This window comes from Dongia rigui (assembly GCF_034044635.1).
Classification (GTDB): domain Bacteria; phylum Pseudomonadota; class Alphaproteobacteria; order Dongiales; family Dongiaceae; genus Dongia; species Dongia rigui.
In genome coordinates this window covers 1430091-1445988 of the sequence record NZ_JAXCLX010000001.1, presented here as the reverse complement: position 1 = coordinate 1445988, position 15898 = coordinate 1430091, and the positions used below count along the sequence as shown (strand labels likewise).

The window sequence follows — 15898 nt, the reverse complement described above, 5'->3', positions numbered from 1 at the left end:
CCGAACTCACGATCAGTAAAGTAATCCTTCATTGGTTATCGGCCTGGCTTCTAAGTTGCGGATACGATTCCTGCTTCGGGTTCATCTGAATTGCATTTTCTTGCCGACCATCAATTCGTCAAGTTCTGTACCCTTTTTGCTAACGACGAGATAAGCAATGTTTAAAGGCATTGGCGTCTTGTCGACCCATGCAGGATTGAGAACATGTGTGTTGCGGAATGCAGAATGAACAACCGCATCTGCTTCTCGGATTGCGTGGAGGAGCTCATCAATACAGCGATAGGCATCAAGCTTCTGACTTGCTGAATAGCAGTCATCAAAGTCCCCGTACTCGCGCAAGAAATCGAACAGCTCGGCAGCAGCAGACTTGGCTTCCGTACTTAGATCTTCATCCCACTGAAAGTTGCTTGCGTTGCAATTCTCTGCCATCAATCCAAGTTGCTCGCCGCTTCTTACGGACGCGGCTGGCAGCTTAATCATGTGGGGAAAACGATTGGATATAGTTTCATTATTGATATGTTCAACGTTCTTGCGAAGCTCAGAAATTGAGTGAATGAAATTCGGATCCTCAAATACATCCGGATCGTCATACCCCAGGCCCACAGACAGCAGGCGACGGGTCAAGATTGTTGTAGATTCAGCCGACTCTATGCGCTGTATCGTGCGGATATTTAATCCGGCGTTTGCCGCTAGCGCATCTTGAGAAAGGTTGGACGTCTCGCGAAGAAGCTTAGTCCACCAAGCCAGGATATGAGGAGACAGGCGTTGCATCGCTACTGCACTCTAGTTTGTTGCCGCTAGCGATAAATCTAGGAGTTTGGCTGACACTTCGCTACGGCAGCATAATGACAGTAGCCCGACAGAAACCAGCTATCAGCTGTCTTGGGTAGTGAGCACTGATGTAAAAATTAAACGAATCAATATGTTATGAAATCGTGCCTGCCATTTACGGAAAGCGGGATGCAGTCCTGTAGATATAGGCATCGGTAAAGCGCCACCGTTCGGGCTATCCCCTCACTCCACCATCTTCGCCAGCTGTGCGGCACAGGTGCCCCAGCCTTCTTGGAAGCCCATCTCGTTGTGTTGGTCGCGGTCGCCGGCGTTCTTGTGCATGACGTGGGCGGTGTAGTCGGTGGCGCCATCCTTGTCCGATAGCGTGATGATCGCGGTGAGGGCGTTGGGGTAGTAGGTTTCCGCTGGGCGCCAACCGGCGGTGAGGGCGTTGGTGAAGACGATCTTGTGTCCCACCTCGATCGCGAGGAAGCAGGCGTTGATGTGGGGCGTGAAGGTCTTGCCGTCTTCGCTCATCTCGGTGATGAAGGCGCCGCCGGGCTTCAAGTCCATCTCGATGACGCGGCAGTGATAGGGTGCGGGGATCCACCATTGCTCGAATTGGCGGGGATCGGCAAAGGCGTTCCAGACCTTGGCGCGCGGTGCCTTGATGAGGCGGGTGAGGGTGAGGTCGAGATCGGGCTTCACGGTGCTGGCCATCATCACTTGTCCTTATTTCGCGTGGGCGGCTTGCGGGTGCTTCGCCCACGTGCATTGGCGGGCCGCGCGGTGACGAAGGCTTCGAGGCGGTCGGCGCGGCCTTCCCAGATGGCGCGCTGGGTGGCGAGCCAGGCATCGGCGGCGCGGAGCGCCTTCTTCTCAATGGAACAGGTGCGCACGCGGCCCTGCTTTTTAGTGACGATCCAGCCGCTCGCCTCGAGCTGGTGGATATGCTTCATGAAGGAGGGAAGGGCCATCTCGAACGGGGCTGCCAGCTCGCTGATGCTGGTGGGGCCCTTGGCAAGGGCGCCGAGGACCGCGCGCCGGGTGGGATCGGCGAGGGCCTGGAAGATGTCGTTCAAGCGTTCCGGATACTGTTCCATAAGGCTAAGTATTCCAGAACGGGACACTTAGCGCAAGGGCTAAGTGTCCGTTGGCAAGTCAGCCTTCGAAGTAATGCGGCTGATCGAGATCGGCCAAGAGGCCCGGGTGCTGCGGCTGCCAGCCGAGCTTGGCGCGGGTGAGGGCGCTGGAGGTCGGGTTGTCGAGCGCGGCGAAATGCGCGAACCAGCCGAAATGGGCGGCCGCTTCATCGCCGGATTGACTGACGACGGGAACCCCTAAGCGCTTGCCGATGACGGTCGCGATGTCGCGGAAGGGGACGCCTTCCTCGGCATTGGCGTGATAGTGCGGCATCTGGGCGCCGCTCTCCAGCACCAGGCGATAGGCCCTGGCTGCATCGAGGCGGTGCACCGCCGGCCAGCGATTGGCGCCATCGCCGATATAGGCGGCGACACCTTTCTCGCGCGCAAGATTGATGAGGAGCGGCACGAAGCCGTGATCGCCGGCGCCGTGGACCGAGGGCGGCAGACGCATCACCGAGACGCGGACACCCATGGCGGCGACGGATGCTGCCGCCTCTTCCGATGCCACGCGCGGCAGGGCCGTCTCACCCGTCGGTGTCACCAGCGCTTCGGTGGCGAGGGCGCCCGTTGCCGGCACCTGGCCGCTCACCAGCGCCGTGCCGGAGGTGACGATGAGCGGGCGTTCCGTGCCGCGCAGGGTTTCGCCCAAGGCTGTCACCGCGCGCCGGTCGATCTCGCACACTTCCTTGAAGCGCGCGAAGTCGTGGATGAAGCCGCAATGGACGATGCCGTCGCAGCTTCCAGCACCCGCCTGGAGGCCGGCGAGGTCGGTGAGGTCGCCGCGATGCACCTTGGCCCCCATGGCTTGCAAACTTTCGGCCGCCGCATCGCTGCGCGCCAGGCCCAGCACCTGATGGCCGGCCTCGATGAGATCGCGCACCACGGCGGACCCCACGAAGCCGCTGGCACCGGTCACGAATACACGCATGTTTCTCTCCTCTCGCGTTTGGAACGAGGGGAGAGATAGGCGATGGCGCACAGACGATCTATGCGCTATCGTCTGCAATATCTTCGCGATCGTCCGGGAATGCGACCCTATGGATCCTCTCTCCGACCTGCTGGCGCTGCTGCGCCCGCGCAATTACATGTCGGCCGGCTTCGATGCGGGTCCCAGCTGGTCGGTCCATTTCCCCGACCAGACCGGTACCATCAAGACCGGGGCGCTGATCGCCGGCTTCTGCTGGCTCGCCGTCGAGACGGTGGCCGAACCGGTGCGGCTGGCGCCAGGCGATTGCTTCCTGCTGCCGCGCGGGCTGCCCTTTACGCTTTCCAGCGATCTCACGCTGACGCCCACACCGGCGCGGGAACTTTTGCCGTCGCCCAGCCATGGCCGCATCCTCACCATCGATGGCGGCGGGGAGACGCTGATGGTGAGCAGCCGCTTCGCGCTCGACGGGCCGCAGGCGGAGATGCTGCTGGGCCTCCTCCCACCGATCGTGCATATCCGGCCAGATGCTGGCCGCGGGAATGGCGAGGCGGCGCTGCGCGGTGCCATCGAGCGGACGATGCAGGAGTTGCGCGATCCGCAGCCGGGCAGCACGCTGGTCATGCAGCATCTGGCGCATATGATGCTGATCGAGGCGCTGCGTCTGCATCTCGCGCAAGCGAGCGCCGAAAGCGGGTGGCTCGCCGGGCTTGCCCACCGGCAGATCGGTGCCGCACTCCGCGCCATGCATGACGACCCGGCGCAGCGCTGGACGCTGGAGGCGTTGGCGGCAAAGGCCGCCATGTCGCGCTCGACCTTCGCGCTGAAATTCAAGGAGACCGTCGGCATGCCGGCGATGGATTACCTGACGCGCTGGCGCATGCTGCTGGCGGGTGACCGGCTGATGCATTCGGGGCAATCTGTTGCCAGCATCGCGCTGGGCCTCGGCTATGAATCGGAAGCGGCCTTCGCCACCGCCTTCAAACGCGAAATGGGCCTGACCCCCCGCGCCTATGGGAAGCAGCGCCTGACGGCGGCGCAGTGAAAAAGGCCCGGCCCGGCGCCTCTGCAACCATCCGGCTACGCCTTGAACCTTGCCGTCTCAGCGCGCGTTCTGCGGCCGCAGCAGCAGTCGCACCAGCGGATTGGGGAAGCGCCGTGCCATGGTGACCGCATGGAAGGTCTCGACGATGCCCGGCAATTGATCGCCGGCGACCAGAACACCGCCGGCGATCTCGTCCTTGACGACGATGGGCGGCAGGACGGCGAGGCCGATATCTTCGCGGGCGAGAAGACGCATCATTGCCATGTCCTCCACCTCGGCCACGATCTGCGGCCTGACACCGAGGCGGTCGGCCATCGCGTCGAAGCCGATGCGGATACTGCTGTCCACCGTCGGCAGGATGATGGGGTGCTTGCGCAGCCGATCGGCGAGGCTGGCGGCATCACGCAGGCGTTTGGGTGTTCCGACCAGGCTGACCGAGCGCTCGGCGAGGCGATGGGTGACAAGTGAGGTGAGGGCGTCACCCGCCGGCGCCTGATTGAGGAGCACGACGTCGAGATTGAGGGCTTCGAGTGCCCGCAGCAATTCGCCGGCGCTGCCGGAGCGGAGAATGAGATCGATGTCGGTGCGGCCCAGCACCGGTCGCAGGAACTCCATCTGGAAGTTGCGCGAGAGGGTGGCGAGCGAACCGACGCGCAACGCCTGGCGTGCCGCGCCCGACTGGCGGAGCGTCCCCAGCAGTTCATCGCCGGTGGCAAAGATGGCGTCGGCATGGTCGAGAACGATCTTGCCGGCTTCGGTGAGGTGTAGCTGCCGACCCCGCCGCTCGAACAGGGCATGACCAAGCTGCGCCTCGAGCTTGCGGATCTGCACCGACAGGGCGGATTGCGTGAGGTTCAGCCGCTCAGCCGTGCGGGTGAGGTTGCCGTCATGGGCGACCGCCCAGAAATAGCGCAAATGGTTGTAATTGAGCGCTGCCATAATGTTCGATAATAACGAACGATTTAGCGCAAACAATGAATTTTTGTCGCGATCCCCGGCTTGCTACCTAAGGCATCGGCCCCTGCCATCGATCCTGAGGACTTGCCGTGTCGCTTTACCTGCTCCCGCTTTCCGCCCCGCTCCTGCTGCTCCTGGCGGCCCTTTTGGGATTTCTGCGCCAGGGTCGGCGACCCGCCTTGGCGCCAGCCTTCGCCGAGGGCGCGGCGCTGGGCGCGCTGCTGATCGCGATGGCTTCCTTCGCCATCCTGATCCAGCGCGGTGCCGGCGATAGCGGGCTCATCGGCTGGGGTGGCGTCGGCCTCTCGGTGCGGCTCGATGCGGTGAGCGGCACGATGCTCCTCCTCGTCGCCTTCATCGGTTGGATCGTGCTGCGCTATGCCCGCAGCTATCTCGATGGCGAGGCGCGGCAGGGCTATTTCATCGCCTGGATTTGCGTGGCGCTGGCGGCCGTTCTTCTTCTCGTCCAGGCCGGCAATCTCGTCCAGCTGGTCGCCGCCTGGATCGCCACCAGCTATGCGCTGCATCGCCTGCTGCTGTTCTATCCAGAGCGTGTCGCGGCCCAACGTGCCGCAAGCAAGAAGCGCCTGTTCTCGACCCTTAGCGCCAGCGCCCTGATCCTTGCCGCTGGCCTCATCTGGATGAGTGTGGGCACGAGCGACATCGCCACGATCAACGCGCTGGCCAGGAGCGGCGATGCATCCTTGCTGATCATCCTGGCCGCCGCTTTGCTGGCGATCGCCGCGGTGCTGAAGTCGGCGCAGTTCCCGACCCATGGCTGGCTGACCGAGGTGATGGAGGCGCCGACGCCGGTCTCGGCCCTGCTGCATGCCGGCGTCATCAATGCCGGCGGCTTCCTGCTCATCCGTTTTGCCGATGTGATGCTGCTGGCCCCCGGCGTGCTTGCGGTGCTGGCGATGGTGGGCGGCTTTACGGCGCTGTTCGGGGCGCTGGTCATGCTGACGCAGCCAGCGGTCAAGACATCGCTTGCCTGGTCGACGGTCGCCCAGATGGGATTCATGATGCTGCAATGTGGGCTGGCGCTCTTTCCGTTGGCGCTCCTCCACATCGTCGCGCACTCGATCTACAAGGCGCATGCCTTTCTCGCCTCCGGCGGGGCGGTCGAGCAGGTGGCGGCCATCGGCCGGCCCGGCCCCGTTGCCGTTCCCAACGGGTCGGCGGTGGGCCGCGCCTTTCTGATCGCGCTTGCGATCTATGCCGGGATCGGCGCGGCGTTTGGCGTCACCTTCGGCTTTGACCACAAGTCGCCGCAGGCGCTGGCGCTGGGCGCCATCCTCATTTTCGGTGTCGCCTATCTGCTGGCCCAGGGGCTTGCCGATGCGGCACCGCGTCCCCTCACACGCCGGACCGCGCTTTATGCCAGTGCCACCGCTATCGGCTATTTCGCGCTGCAGACGGCGGCCGAATGGCTGACGGCCGGCATTCTGCCGGCGACACCGGCGCCGGGTCGGCTGGAGTGGACGCTGATGGCGCTGGCGGTGCTGAGCTTCGGGCTGGTGGCCGTGGCCCAGGCGCTGTTCCCGCTCTGGGCGACGCATCCGGCGGCGGCTGGACTGCGCGTCCATCTTGCCAATGGTCTTTACGCCAACGCCACGATGGATCGCCTGCTCGGCGGCTGGTCCGTTCGCAAGGCACCGTGAGCAGATGAGAGCAAGGATCACGCCATGCTGATGACCGCCATCAAAGCGCCGCTCATGACCCCCAGCGCCATCGCCGAGGCGGCAGATTGTGCCGCGCGCGCCATTCCCCCGCTGTGGCCGCTTGCCGCAAGCGTCGCGGTCAATCCCTTCCTGGGCCAAACGGGCGAGCCGCTGGCGGTGGCGGCAGCACGCCTGCGCCGCGCGGCCGGAATATCGCTCACCATGCCGCGGGCCTGGTATGCCGCGCGGCTGCGATCGGGCGAGATCGCCGAGGCCGATCTGCACGCGGCCTTCTTGAGCGCTCCGGCAGCACTTAGGCCGGCGAGCTTGGCGGTACTGAAGCACGCCATAGAAGTCGAACGCCCCGCGCCGCAAGCGCTGCCCACCGTCGCCGATCTGGCGCGCGATGTCTCCGGGACCGACTGGGGAGGCATCGTTGCCGAGCGCATCGGCCATTGGGCGTCCGGCTATTTCGACCAGGGCCAGGCGCTCTGGGCCAGTGGACAATCGCGCAATGCCTATGCGGCCTGGCGCACGGTCGCCAGCCACGATTTGACGCCGGAGATCGCCGGTCTCGCGGGGTTCGCCCAAAGCGTGGCGGATGCGCCGGATGCAGCCGAGGCCGCATTGGTCGCCTGTGTGGCGCGCCTCGGTCTCCCCGAGGCGGCGCTCCAAGGCTATTTCCACCGGCTGCTGACAACGCTTGGCGGCTGGGGCCAGGTCGCGCGCTATCGGCTCTGGCAGGCGGAGCTGGGCGGCGGGACCGATGCGAGCGTGACCGACCTTTTGGCGATCCGCATGATGTGGGAGGTGGCGCTGCTGCGCCAATATGGTTCCGTCCTCGAGCCGGCGTGGCAGGCGGCACTCGCTGCCTATGCCGAGCCGGTTTTTGCCACAGCGGATGATGTCGTCGACAGCATCCTCCAGGAGGCTGCCGAACGCGCGGCCCAGCGGCGGCTCAGCACGCTGTTTTCCGCAGCGTCTGCGACGGCTGCAGTACCCGGTCGTCCCGCTTTACAGATGGCCTTCTGCATCGACGTTCGCTCGGAAGTCTTTCGCCGGGCGTTGGAAAGCGTCGATCCCGGCATCCGGACGTTGGGCTTTGCCGGTTTCTTCGGGCTGGGCATCGGCCATCGCCGCTTTGCCTCGGATGTGGTCGAGGCCCGCCTGCCGGTCTTGCTGACGCCGCGTCTCTTCACCGCATCGGGCGCGGCGACGCTAGCAACGGAACGGGCGGATCGCTCAGCACGGATCAGGGCGCGCGCGACGCGGGCCTGGGGCCGCTTCAAGCTTGCCGCCATCTCCTCCTTCGCCTTCGTCGAGGCGACGGGGCCGATCTATGTGGCAAAGCTGCTTTGTGATGGATTGGGCCTGAAGCGCCATGCCGCACCGAACGATCCGGCGCCGCGTCCGGCCGAGACCCTCGATCTCGATGCGCGGATCGGGATGGCTGAGACCGTGCTGAAGGCGATGTCGCTGACGGCGGGCTTTGCGCGGCTCGTCCTCCTCACCGGCCATGGCGCCAATGTGGTCAACAACCCGCATGCGAGCGCGCTCCATTGCGGTGCCTGCGGCGGCTATTCGGGCGAGGTGAACGCGCGGCTGCTGGCCTCGCTCCTCAACGACCGCGATATGCGGGCGGGTCTTGCCGCGCGCGGCATCGCCATTCCCGAAGACACGCTGTTCTTGGCCGCCTTGCACGACACGACCACCGATAAGGTGACGATCTACAGCGCTGATCACCCCTCGCCATCGCATGCCCGGGATCTGGATCAGGCGACGCGTTGGCTGGCATCGGCCGGCGCCTTGACCCGCGGCGAACGGGCGCTGCGCCTGCCGCGTGCGCGGCGCGGGCGCGACATTGCCCAGCGTGCCCGCGACTGGGCGGAGCTCCGCCCGGAATGGGCGCTGGCCGGCTGCGAGGCCCTTGTCGCGGCGCCACGCGCGCGAACGGCCGTGCGCGACCTTGCGGGCAGGGCCTTCCTGCACGACTATGATTGGCGGCGGGACGATGGCTTCGGCGTGCTGGAGCTGATCCTGACGGCCCCGGTCGTCGTCGCCAGCTGGATCAGCCTGCAGTATTACGGCTCGACGGTTGCGCCCCAAGTTTTCGGGGCAGGCAACAAGCTGCTGCACAACGTCACCGGCGGCATCGGTGTGGTCGAAGGGAATGGCGGCCTGCTGCGCGGTGGATTGCCGTGGCAATCGGTCCATGACGGCGAGCGGCTGGTACATGAACCGCTGCGGCTTGCCGTGCTGATCGAGGCACCCTGCGCGGCGATCGGCGGCATCCTCGAACGTCACCCAGAGGTGCGCGCCTTGTTCGATAATCGCTGGCTCCACCTCTTCGCCCTTGATGATGAAGGCCGCATGGCCTGGCGCTATCAAGGCGGCCTGCGCTGGGAGAGCAACATCGGCGACACGACACAGGCGCCATGAAAAAGGCCGGGCGTGATGACCCGGCCCTTTTTGCCGTCAGCTCACTCCCACTCGATCGTTCCCGGCGGCTTCGAGGTGTAGTCGTAGACGACGCGGTTGATGCCTTTGACCTCGTTGACGATGCGGGTGGCGACACGGCCGAGGAAGGCGGGCTCGAAGGGGTAGAAATCGGCGGTCATGCCGTCGGTCGAGGTGACGGCGCGAAGGGCGCAGACGAAATCATAGGTGCGGCCATCGCCCATGACGCCCACGGTGCGCACGGGCAGCAGTACGGCGAAGGCCTGCCAGATCTTCTCATAGAGGCCGGCCTTGTCGATCTCCTCGAGATAGATCGTGTCGGCCTTGCGGAGGATGTCGCACTTCTCCTTCGAGACGGCGCCGGGAATGCGGATGGCAAGACCGGGGCCGGGGAAGGGATGGCGGCGGATCATCTTTTCCGGCAAGCCCAGTTCGCGCCCCAGCACGCGGACTTCGTCCTTGAACAGCTCACGCAAGGGTTCGACCAGCTGCATGCGCATGCGGTCCGGCAGGCCGCCGACATTGTGGTGGCTCTTGATGGTGACGCTTGGTCCACCCGTGAAGGAGACGCTTTCGATCACGTCCGGATAGAGCGTGCCTTGCGCCAGGAAATCGGCGCCGCCGAGCTTCTTTGCTTCCTCCTCGAACACCTCGATGAAGAGGCGGCCGATGGTCTTGCGCTTGGTCTCGGGGTCGGAGACGCCGTCGAGTTGGCCGAGGAACAGATCGGACGCGTCGCGATGCACCAGCGGGATGTTGTAATGGTCGCGGAACAGCGCCACCACCTGGTCCGCCTCACCGGCGCGGAGCAGGCCGTGATCGACGAAGATGCAGGTGAGCTGGTCGCCGATCGCCTGGTGGATCAGCACGGCGGCGACGGCTGAATCGACACCGCCGGAGAGGCCGCAGATGACGCGGCCCTTGCCTACCTGGGCGCGGATCTTGGCGATCTCGGCATCGCGGAAGGCCGCCATGGTCCAATCGCCCTTGCAGCCGCAGACTTTATGAATGAAGTTTGAAATAAGTTTCGCCCCGTCGGGCGTGTGCACCACTTCCGGGTGGAACTGCACCGCGTAGCGCTTGTCCTTGATGTTGGCGATGGCGGCAAAGGGGGCGCCATCGGAGACCGCCACCACTTCGAACCCGGCGGGGAGCGCCACGACGCGGTCGCCATGGCTCATCCACACCTGGTATTCGCCGCCCTGTTTCCACACACCTTCAAAGAGCGGCGTCTCCTTCTTCACGGTGATGAGGGCACGGCCGAATTCGCGGTGGTCGGAGCCGGCGACTTCACCGCCCAGCTGCGCGCACATGGTCTGCTCGCCATAGCAGATGCCAAAGACCGGTTGCTTCGATTCCCAGACGATGGCCGGCGCCCGGGGGCCGTCCGCCGTCGTCACCGAATGCGGCGAGCCGGAGAGGATGATGCCCTTCGGGTCGAATGCCTTGATACGCGCGGGATCGACGTTGAACGGGAAGATCTCGCAATAGACCCCAGCCTCGCGCACGCGCCGCGCGATCAGCTGTGTCACCTGCGAGCCGAAATCGAGAATAAGGATGCGGTCGGTCATTCGGTCTCCTTAGGTCATACGCCCTGTAAGGGTGCGTAGATGGCTTGTCGTTGGCGGATCGACTCAGCGATGTCTTCTGGGGTCGATCGAAGAAGATAGGGACTGAGCCTCAGCGTAGCTTTGTTGAGGCCGTATTTTAATGGGTCAATTAGGTCCACTGCGACTTGCGGGGAGCCAAGTATTTGAGTGATCCTGACGTCGCGAATGTCCTGCCAGGAAATGGTGCGATTACGCCAATTGCTGATCTTGATGCCATCACTCGCAAGCCGAACTCCATAAATCGGGCGAACGAGATTGATGATCGCTACCAAAAGAAGCGCACACCAAAGTGCTACCGGAAATGCGCCGAACCAAGATGATGTCACGGATCGGTCGGCAAGCAGTGTCGAGATCGTCGACCCGGTTGCGACTGACAGAAATGAGAACACGGACAGAAGCCGATCCTCCGGCGCCTCGGCGAAATCGATGTCCTTTCTATAGTCTCGATCCCATCCCTCTTTCGGCGCTATCCCGCGCCGTTGCCAATTCGCCAACAGTAATGGCAAAAAACATACCATCTGCGCGAACCGGCCAACGTCTTGCGGATCAATCGCTTCACGCAAAAAATAAGATCGAAATAGCAGAGCCCCCTCAATTACGCTTGCGCCGCCGATGGTCGCAAGACCGATACCAAAAATCCATTTCGCCGCGATCGAATTCTCCAGCCAGTAACGAGTCATGCGATCTCCAATCTATGTCTGATTGCAGATAAATCAGCGAGGCTCCGCCAGCCATAGGCGACATCCGGGATGCCGTCGTCGATGCCTTCGGCGATGAGGTGGCCGCCGATCTTTTCGTAGAACTTCCGGTAGGCGTTGTCGCTATAGGCCCAGAGCATCAGGGCGTGCTTGCCGGCGGCGGACCAATGCGTGGCGGCGGCGCTGATGAGGGCGCGGCCGAGGCCCTTGCCTTGCACATGGGCGCGGCAATGTAGCGAGTAGATCTCGCAATCAAAGCCGTCGGTGCTGCCTTTGCGGATGTCGTGATCTTTGACCGGGCCGCCGAGGAGGAAACCATCGATCTCGTCGCCGATGCTGCCGACGAGGATCAGTTTCTTCGGGTCACTGAGCCAAGCCTGCCACAGCGGCAGGCGCTTCGCCGGCTGCATGGCGGCCAGTTGATCGGCGGGGAGGAAGGCGCCATAGGCGAGTTCCCAGCCCTTCAGGTGGATCTCGGCGATCGTGGTGAGATCGGCTGCCGTGGTGGGGCGGATCTGGGTCATGGCTTCTGCCCCCACAGTGCCACCAAGCGATGCGGCACGGGGATGGGATCGCCGGGGAAGTCCTGCGCCAGCAGCGCGCCGAGCTCGGCATCGAATTTTTCGACGGCCGCTGCGGGGAGGCTTGCCGCCACGCCGGCCGAGCCGCGGATGCGGCCGCGCCAGGCTTCGGGGCTGTAGGGGATGTCGTAATCGACCGAGGCGCTCTCGCGTGCCACGAAGCCGCCCTCGATGAGGTGGCGCTGCTGGTCGGCGCTGTGCCCCTGCCAGCCGCCCAGATGCCAGCTGGGGTTATAGGCCTCGATCAATGCTTCCGTGCGCGCCACCACATTGCCGGGCAGCGGCAGCCAGACGAGGTTGGCGATGAGGAGATGCCCGCCGGGTTTCAGGAGGCGCATCGCCTCCGCCATCACTTTCGGCGCATTGAACCAATGCCAGCAGGTGCCGGCACTGATGAGATCGAAGCTCTGCGCCGGCAGGCCGGTGGATTCCGCCGGGGCGGTGACGTAGTCGGTGGCAAGGCCCGCCGCCTGGTCGAGTGCGCGGGCCGCGTCCAACATGGCGGTGGCGACATCGAGGCCGGTGACCTTTGCGCCGCGCTGGGCAAAGCCGCGGCCGAGGAATCCGGTACCGGTGCCGATATCGAGGATTTGCGTGCCGGGCCGGAACAGCCCGCGCTCAGCCACCCGGTCGTAGAACCAGTCCGGAAAGCCGGCCCGGTGGCGGGCGTAATCGGCGGCGGTCCTGTTCCAATCGGGGGCCAGTTTCATGCGGCCTTATAGCCGCTGGACATCGCCTGCGTAAACCGGGATTGTGCCAGCCATGACAGACTCGCATACCACACCGAATGGGCCAGCAAAGACAGGCACTTACCCGCTGAATACCGCGGTGCCAGCGCGCGTTCCGCTTTCGAACGCAGGTCCTGCCGAAACCGAAATCTTGATTGTCGGCGGCGGGCTCGTCGGCATGGCCATGGCGGCGGCGCTGGGCGGGGCGGGAATCCCGGTGACGCTGGTCGAATCGGAAAAGCTGCCCGACATCACCGCCGAGACCTTTGACGGCCGTTCCTCGGCCATCGCCTATGGGTCGCAGCAGGTGCTCTCGGGCATCGGCGCCTGGGATTATATCGCCGCCGCCGCCGAACCCATCCGCGATATCCGCGTCTCCGATGGCGGCTGGCAGTACCGGGAAGCGAGCCCGTTCTTCGTCCATTACCATTTCGCCGATCTTAATCCAGACACGGTACCGGGAGCGCACGGCGCCCAGCCGCCCTTCGGCTGGATCATCGAGAACCGCGCGGTGCGCGTCGGGCTGCTGAAGCGCCTCGCCGAGATTGCCGCCGTCACGCACCTGCCCGGCACGCGTGTGCGCGAGATTGCGTTTGAGGGCAGCTTCAATGTGGTGACCCTCGATGACGGCACCCTGATCCGCGCGCGCCTCGTCATCGGCGCCGATGGCCGCGCCTCCGCGGTGCGGCGCATGGCGGGCATCACGACGCAGGAACTGGGCTACAAGCACAGCGCCATCGTCTGCACCGTGACGCATGATCGGCCGCATGACGGCGTGGCGCATGAGCATTTCCTGCCCGTCGGTCCCTTCGCCATGCTGCCGATGACGGATGATGCGGAAGGCCGCCACCGCTCCTCCATCGTCTGGACCGAAGACCCGCGCATCATCCCGATGCTGCTGGCCCTCAGCGATGATGAATTGGGGGGTGAGATCGAGCGCCGCTTCGGCCCGACGCTCGGACGCATTCGCCCGGTGGGGCCGCGCTTCAATTATCCGCTCAAGATGATCCTCGCCTCGACCTATATCCGCGAGGGCCTGGCGCTGGCCGGCGATGCGGCGCATGGCATGCACCCCATTGCGGGGCAGGGCTTCAACATGGGCGTGCGCGATGTCGCGGCCCTTTCCGAAGTGCTGGTCGATGCCTGGCGCGGTGGTGCCGATCTCGGCAGCTTGGCCGTGCTGGAACATTACGCGCGCTGGCGGCGCTTTGATAATCTGATGATGCTGGTGGTGACGGACGGGCTGACGCGCCTCTTCTCCAACGATATCGGGCCCATTCGGCTGGCGCGCGATATCGGCTTCTTCCTCTTCAACAAGGCGAAGCCCTTGAAGCGCCTCGCCATGCGCCATGCCATGGGGATCGTCGGCACCTTGCCGCGCCTGGTGCGCGGCGAAAAGCTTTGAGCCGATGAAACCCACCCTCGTCATCTTCGATTGCGACGGCGTCCTCATCGACAGCGAGCATCTCGGCTGCATCGCCGAGACGCGCGTCTTTCGCCGCCACGGCCTCGACATGCCGGACGACTTCATCGTCAACCACTGCATCGGCTTGAGTTTCAAGAGCAGCATGAAGCTGGTCGAGGAACACTTCAACTGGCCGGTTACGGACGCCTGCATCGCCGACATCCTCGCCGAGACGAAGTCGATTTTCGAAACCGAGCTCACCGCGACGGCGGGGATTGCCGATCTGCTCGACCGCCTGACCCTGCCGCGCTGTGTCGCCTCGTCGAGTGCGCCGGAACGCCTGCAGCACAGCCTCAGCCTCGTTGGCCTCTATGACCGGTTGGCGCCCCATATCTTCAGCGCCACCATGGTGAAGAACGGCAAGCCGGCCCCCGATCTCTTCCTCTATGCCGCCCGGAAAATGGGCCATGCGCCGGAAACCTGCGTCGTCATCGAGGACAGCGTCGCCGGGGTCACGGCGGGGAAGGCCGCCGGCATGACGGTCATCGGCTTTACCGGCGGCAGCCATGTGCTGCCCGGCCTCGGCGCCCGCCTCATTGAGACGGGGGCCATGACCGCGGTCGACGACATGCGCGAAGTGGCAAGAATCCTAGGGGTTTAGCAGGAAACCTGGGTTTCTTACCGCCTTGGCAGGGGCGGAGTCGGTTTTATACCCTCGGCGGCAGCCCGCCCTCCGGCGGATGCCAGTTTGCGGACCGCTTTGAGGCCGCATAGATGAGGGGACCCGCCATGGCTCTCAGCTCCCAACTCAATTCCTGGGCACCACGCGTGCTCAGCATCGTCCGCATCGTCGCCGGCCTCGCCTTCATGGTGCATGGCCTTGGCAAGCATTTCGGCTTCCCCGATCTCGGCATGGTCTTCGATCCCGGCTCGCCGCCCTGGATCGCCGGCTGGATCGAGCTTGTCGGCGGCGCGCTGATCGCCGTCGGTCTCTTCACGCGCCTTGCCGCCTTCATCTCGTCGGGCACGATGGCGGTCGCCTATTTCATGGTGCATGCGCCGCAGAGCTTCTATCCGGCCGTCAATGGCGGCGAAGCGGCGCTGCTCTATTGCTTCCTGTTCTTCTACCTCGTCTTCGCCGGCCCGGGCCCCTGGAGCGTCGATGCGAAGATGGGGCGGTCCTGATACTCCGTCATGCCCGGACTTGTTCCGGGCATCCACTCTCACCGGCTAGCAGTGGATCCCCGGGACAAGCCCGGGGATGACGCTCACTAAAACCGCTAGATTTAAATCAACTGAAAGACGCCCGTCTCGCGGAAGCGCAGGTAGGCGGTGACACTGGCCGGCACCGAGGGCATGACGTCGGCGGGGAGTGCCTCCGGCTTGAACCAGCCGAATTCGAGCGATTCCTCGGACGTCACGGGGACGGCGCCCGCCGGCCAATCGGCATAGAACAGCATCACGAAATACTGGCAGCGATGGCCGTTGGGATAGACGATGGTCTTCGTCTTGGGGTCCGAGCCGAAGCCATAGGGGATGACGCGCGCGGGCAACACGCCGGTCTCTTCCAGCATCTCGCGGCAGACGGCGGTGGCGATGTCTTCGCCCGGCTCCGGTGAGCCAGCTGGCACGCCCCAGATCTTGAAGTCGCTGCGCCGCTCCAGAAGAATCTCACCGCCCTCATTGACGAAGAGGCAGGAGGCACCGGGCAACAGCAGCAGGTCGCTGCCGACCTTCTGGCGGATCGGATAGAGATAGCTGTCGCGGAAGCTCATGGGTGCGCCTCGAAGGAAATTGCCGTCATCCCCGGGCGAAGACCCGGGGATCCACTTTCGAAGTTGATGGAGTGGATGCCCGGCCAGTGGGATCAACGCTGGGCCCGGGCATGACGAAAGTGTGAGACGTGGCTTAGGTC

At 64.5% G+C, this 15898-nt stretch carries 16 protein-coding genes; 6 read left to right on the top strand and 10 right to left on the bottom strand.

Annotated features, from left to right (window positions below):
• Positions 1-81: 81 nt before the first annotated feature.
• From SMD31_RS06615 to SMD31_RS06600, 4 genes are all read right to left on the bottom strand, one after another.
• Positions 82-771: a helix-turn-helix domain-containing protein gene (locus SMD31_RS06615; RefSeq protein WP_320500017.1), complete on the bottom strand. Its 690-nt coding sequence runs from the start codon at positions 769-771 to the stop codon at positions 82-84.
• Between the two features lie 243 nt (positions 772-1014).
• A complete protein-coding gene (locus SMD31_RS06610) occupies positions 1015-1494 on the bottom strand; it encodes an SRPBCC family protein (RefSeq protein ID WP_320500016.1) in 480 nt (159 codons plus the stop codon).
• On the bottom strand, positions 1494-1874 hold the full coding sequence (locus SMD31_RS06605; RefSeq protein WP_320500015.1) for an ArsR/SmtB family transcription factor: 381 nt from the start codon (positions 1872-1874) through the stop codon (positions 1494-1496). The genes SMD31_RS06610 and SMD31_RS06605 overlap by 1 nt, the downstream gene beginning before the upstream one ends.
• Before the next feature lie 58 nt (positions 1875-1932).
• A complete protein-coding gene (locus SMD31_RS06600) occupies positions 1933-2844 on the bottom strand; it encodes an SDR family oxidoreductase (protein ID WP_320500014.1) in 912 nt (303 codons plus the stop codon).
• Positions 2845-2953: 109 nt separating this feature from the next.
• Here SMD31_RS06600 and SMD31_RS06595 point away from each other — a divergent pair, with 109 nt between their 5' ends.
• Complete coding sequence (locus tag SMD31_RS06595) at positions 2954-3886, top strand: AraC family transcriptional regulator (protein ID WP_320500013.1); 933 nt, start codon at positions 2954-2956, stop codon at positions 3884-3886.
• Positions 3887-3943: 57 nt separating this feature from the next.
• Here SMD31_RS06595 and SMD31_RS06590 read toward each other — a convergent pair whose 3' ends face one another.
• Complete coding sequence (locus tag SMD31_RS06590) at positions 3944-4825, bottom strand: LysR family transcriptional regulator (protein ID WP_320500012.1); 882 nt, start codon at positions 4823-4825, stop codon at positions 3944-3946.
• Positions 4826-4932: 107 nt separating this feature from the next.
• On the opposite strand from SMD31_RS06590, the gene SMD31_RS06585 reads away from it, so the two are divergent.
• Together SMD31_RS06585 and SMD31_RS06580 are read left to right on the top strand one after the other, a co-directional pair.
• Positions 4933-6504: a proton-conducting transporter transmembrane domain-containing protein gene (locus SMD31_RS06585; protein WP_320500011.1), complete on the top strand. Its 1572-nt coding sequence runs from the start codon at positions 4933-4935 to the stop codon at positions 6502-6504.
• Positions 6505-6528: 24 nt separating this feature from the next.
• Positions 6529-8943: a YbcC family protein gene (locus SMD31_RS06580; protein WP_456077525.1), complete on the top strand. Its 2415-nt coding sequence runs from the start codon at positions 6529-6531 to the stop codon at positions 8941-8943.
• A 41-nt stretch (positions 8944-8984) separates the two neighbouring features.
• Here SMD31_RS06580 and guaA read toward each other — a convergent pair whose 3' ends face one another.
• The 4 genes from guaA to SMD31_RS06560 are packed head-to-tail and all read right to left on the bottom strand — an operon-like array spanning position 8985 to position 12560.
• Positions 8985-10532, bottom strand: a complete 1548-nt coding sequence (gene guaA / locus SMD31_RS06575; protein WP_320500010.1) for a glutamine-hydrolyzing GMP synthase — start codon at positions 10530-10532, stop codon at positions 8985-8987.
• 14 nt (positions 10533-10546) lie between these two features.
• Positions 10547-11251, bottom strand: a complete 705-nt coding sequence (locus tag SMD31_RS06570) for an STM3941 family protein (RefSeq protein ID WP_320500009.1) — start codon at positions 11249-11251, stop codon at positions 10547-10549.
• On the bottom strand, positions 11248-11793 hold the full coding sequence (locus SMD31_RS06565; RefSeq protein WP_320500008.1) for a GNAT family N-acetyltransferase: 546 nt from the start codon (positions 11791-11793) through the stop codon (positions 11248-11250). Before SMD31_RS06565 ends, SMD31_RS06570 begins: the two co-directional genes overlap by 4 nt.
• Positions 11790-12560, bottom strand: a complete 771-nt coding sequence (locus tag SMD31_RS06560) for a class I SAM-dependent methyltransferase (protein WP_320500007.1) — start codon at positions 12558-12560, stop codon at positions 11790-11792. The genes SMD31_RS06565 and SMD31_RS06560 overlap by 4 nt, the downstream gene beginning before the upstream one ends.
• A gap of 118 nt (positions 12561-12678) precedes the next feature.
• On the opposite strand from SMD31_RS06560, the gene SMD31_RS06555 reads away from it, so the two are divergent.
• The 3 genes from SMD31_RS06555 to SMD31_RS06545 all read left to right on the top strand — a co-directional run bounded on the left by SMD31_RS06555 (position 12679) and on the right by SMD31_RS06545 (position 15168).
• On the top strand, positions 12679-13983 hold the full coding sequence (locus tag SMD31_RS06555) for a UbiH/UbiF/VisC/COQ6 family ubiquinone biosynthesis hydroxylase (protein ID WP_320500006.1): 1305 nt from the start codon (positions 12679-12681) through the stop codon (positions 13981-13983).
• 4 nt (positions 13984-13987) lie between these two features.
• Complete coding sequence (locus SMD31_RS06550; RefSeq protein WP_320500005.1) at positions 13988-14644, top strand: HAD family hydrolase; 657 nt, start codon at positions 13988-13990, stop codon at positions 14642-14644.
• A 128-nt stretch (positions 14645-14772) separates the two neighbouring features.
• The gene (locus SMD31_RS06545; protein WP_320500004.1) at positions 14773-15168 is read left to right on the top strand and encodes a DoxX family protein; all 396 of its coding nucleotides are present in this window, start codon (positions 14773-14775) and stop codon (positions 15166-15168) included.
• Positions 15169-15269: 101 nt separating this feature from the next.
• Here the strand turns inward: SMD31_RS06545 and SMD31_RS06540 are convergent, their stop codons facing one another.
• Positions 15270-15758 carry an NUDIX domain-containing protein gene (locus SMD31_RS06540; RefSeq protein WP_320500003.1) on the bottom strand — a complete coding sequence of 163 codons (489 nt, stop codon included), beginning with the start codon at positions 15756-15758 and terminating at the stop codon, positions 15270-15272.
• Between the last annotated feature and the right edge of the window lie 140 nt (positions 15759-15898).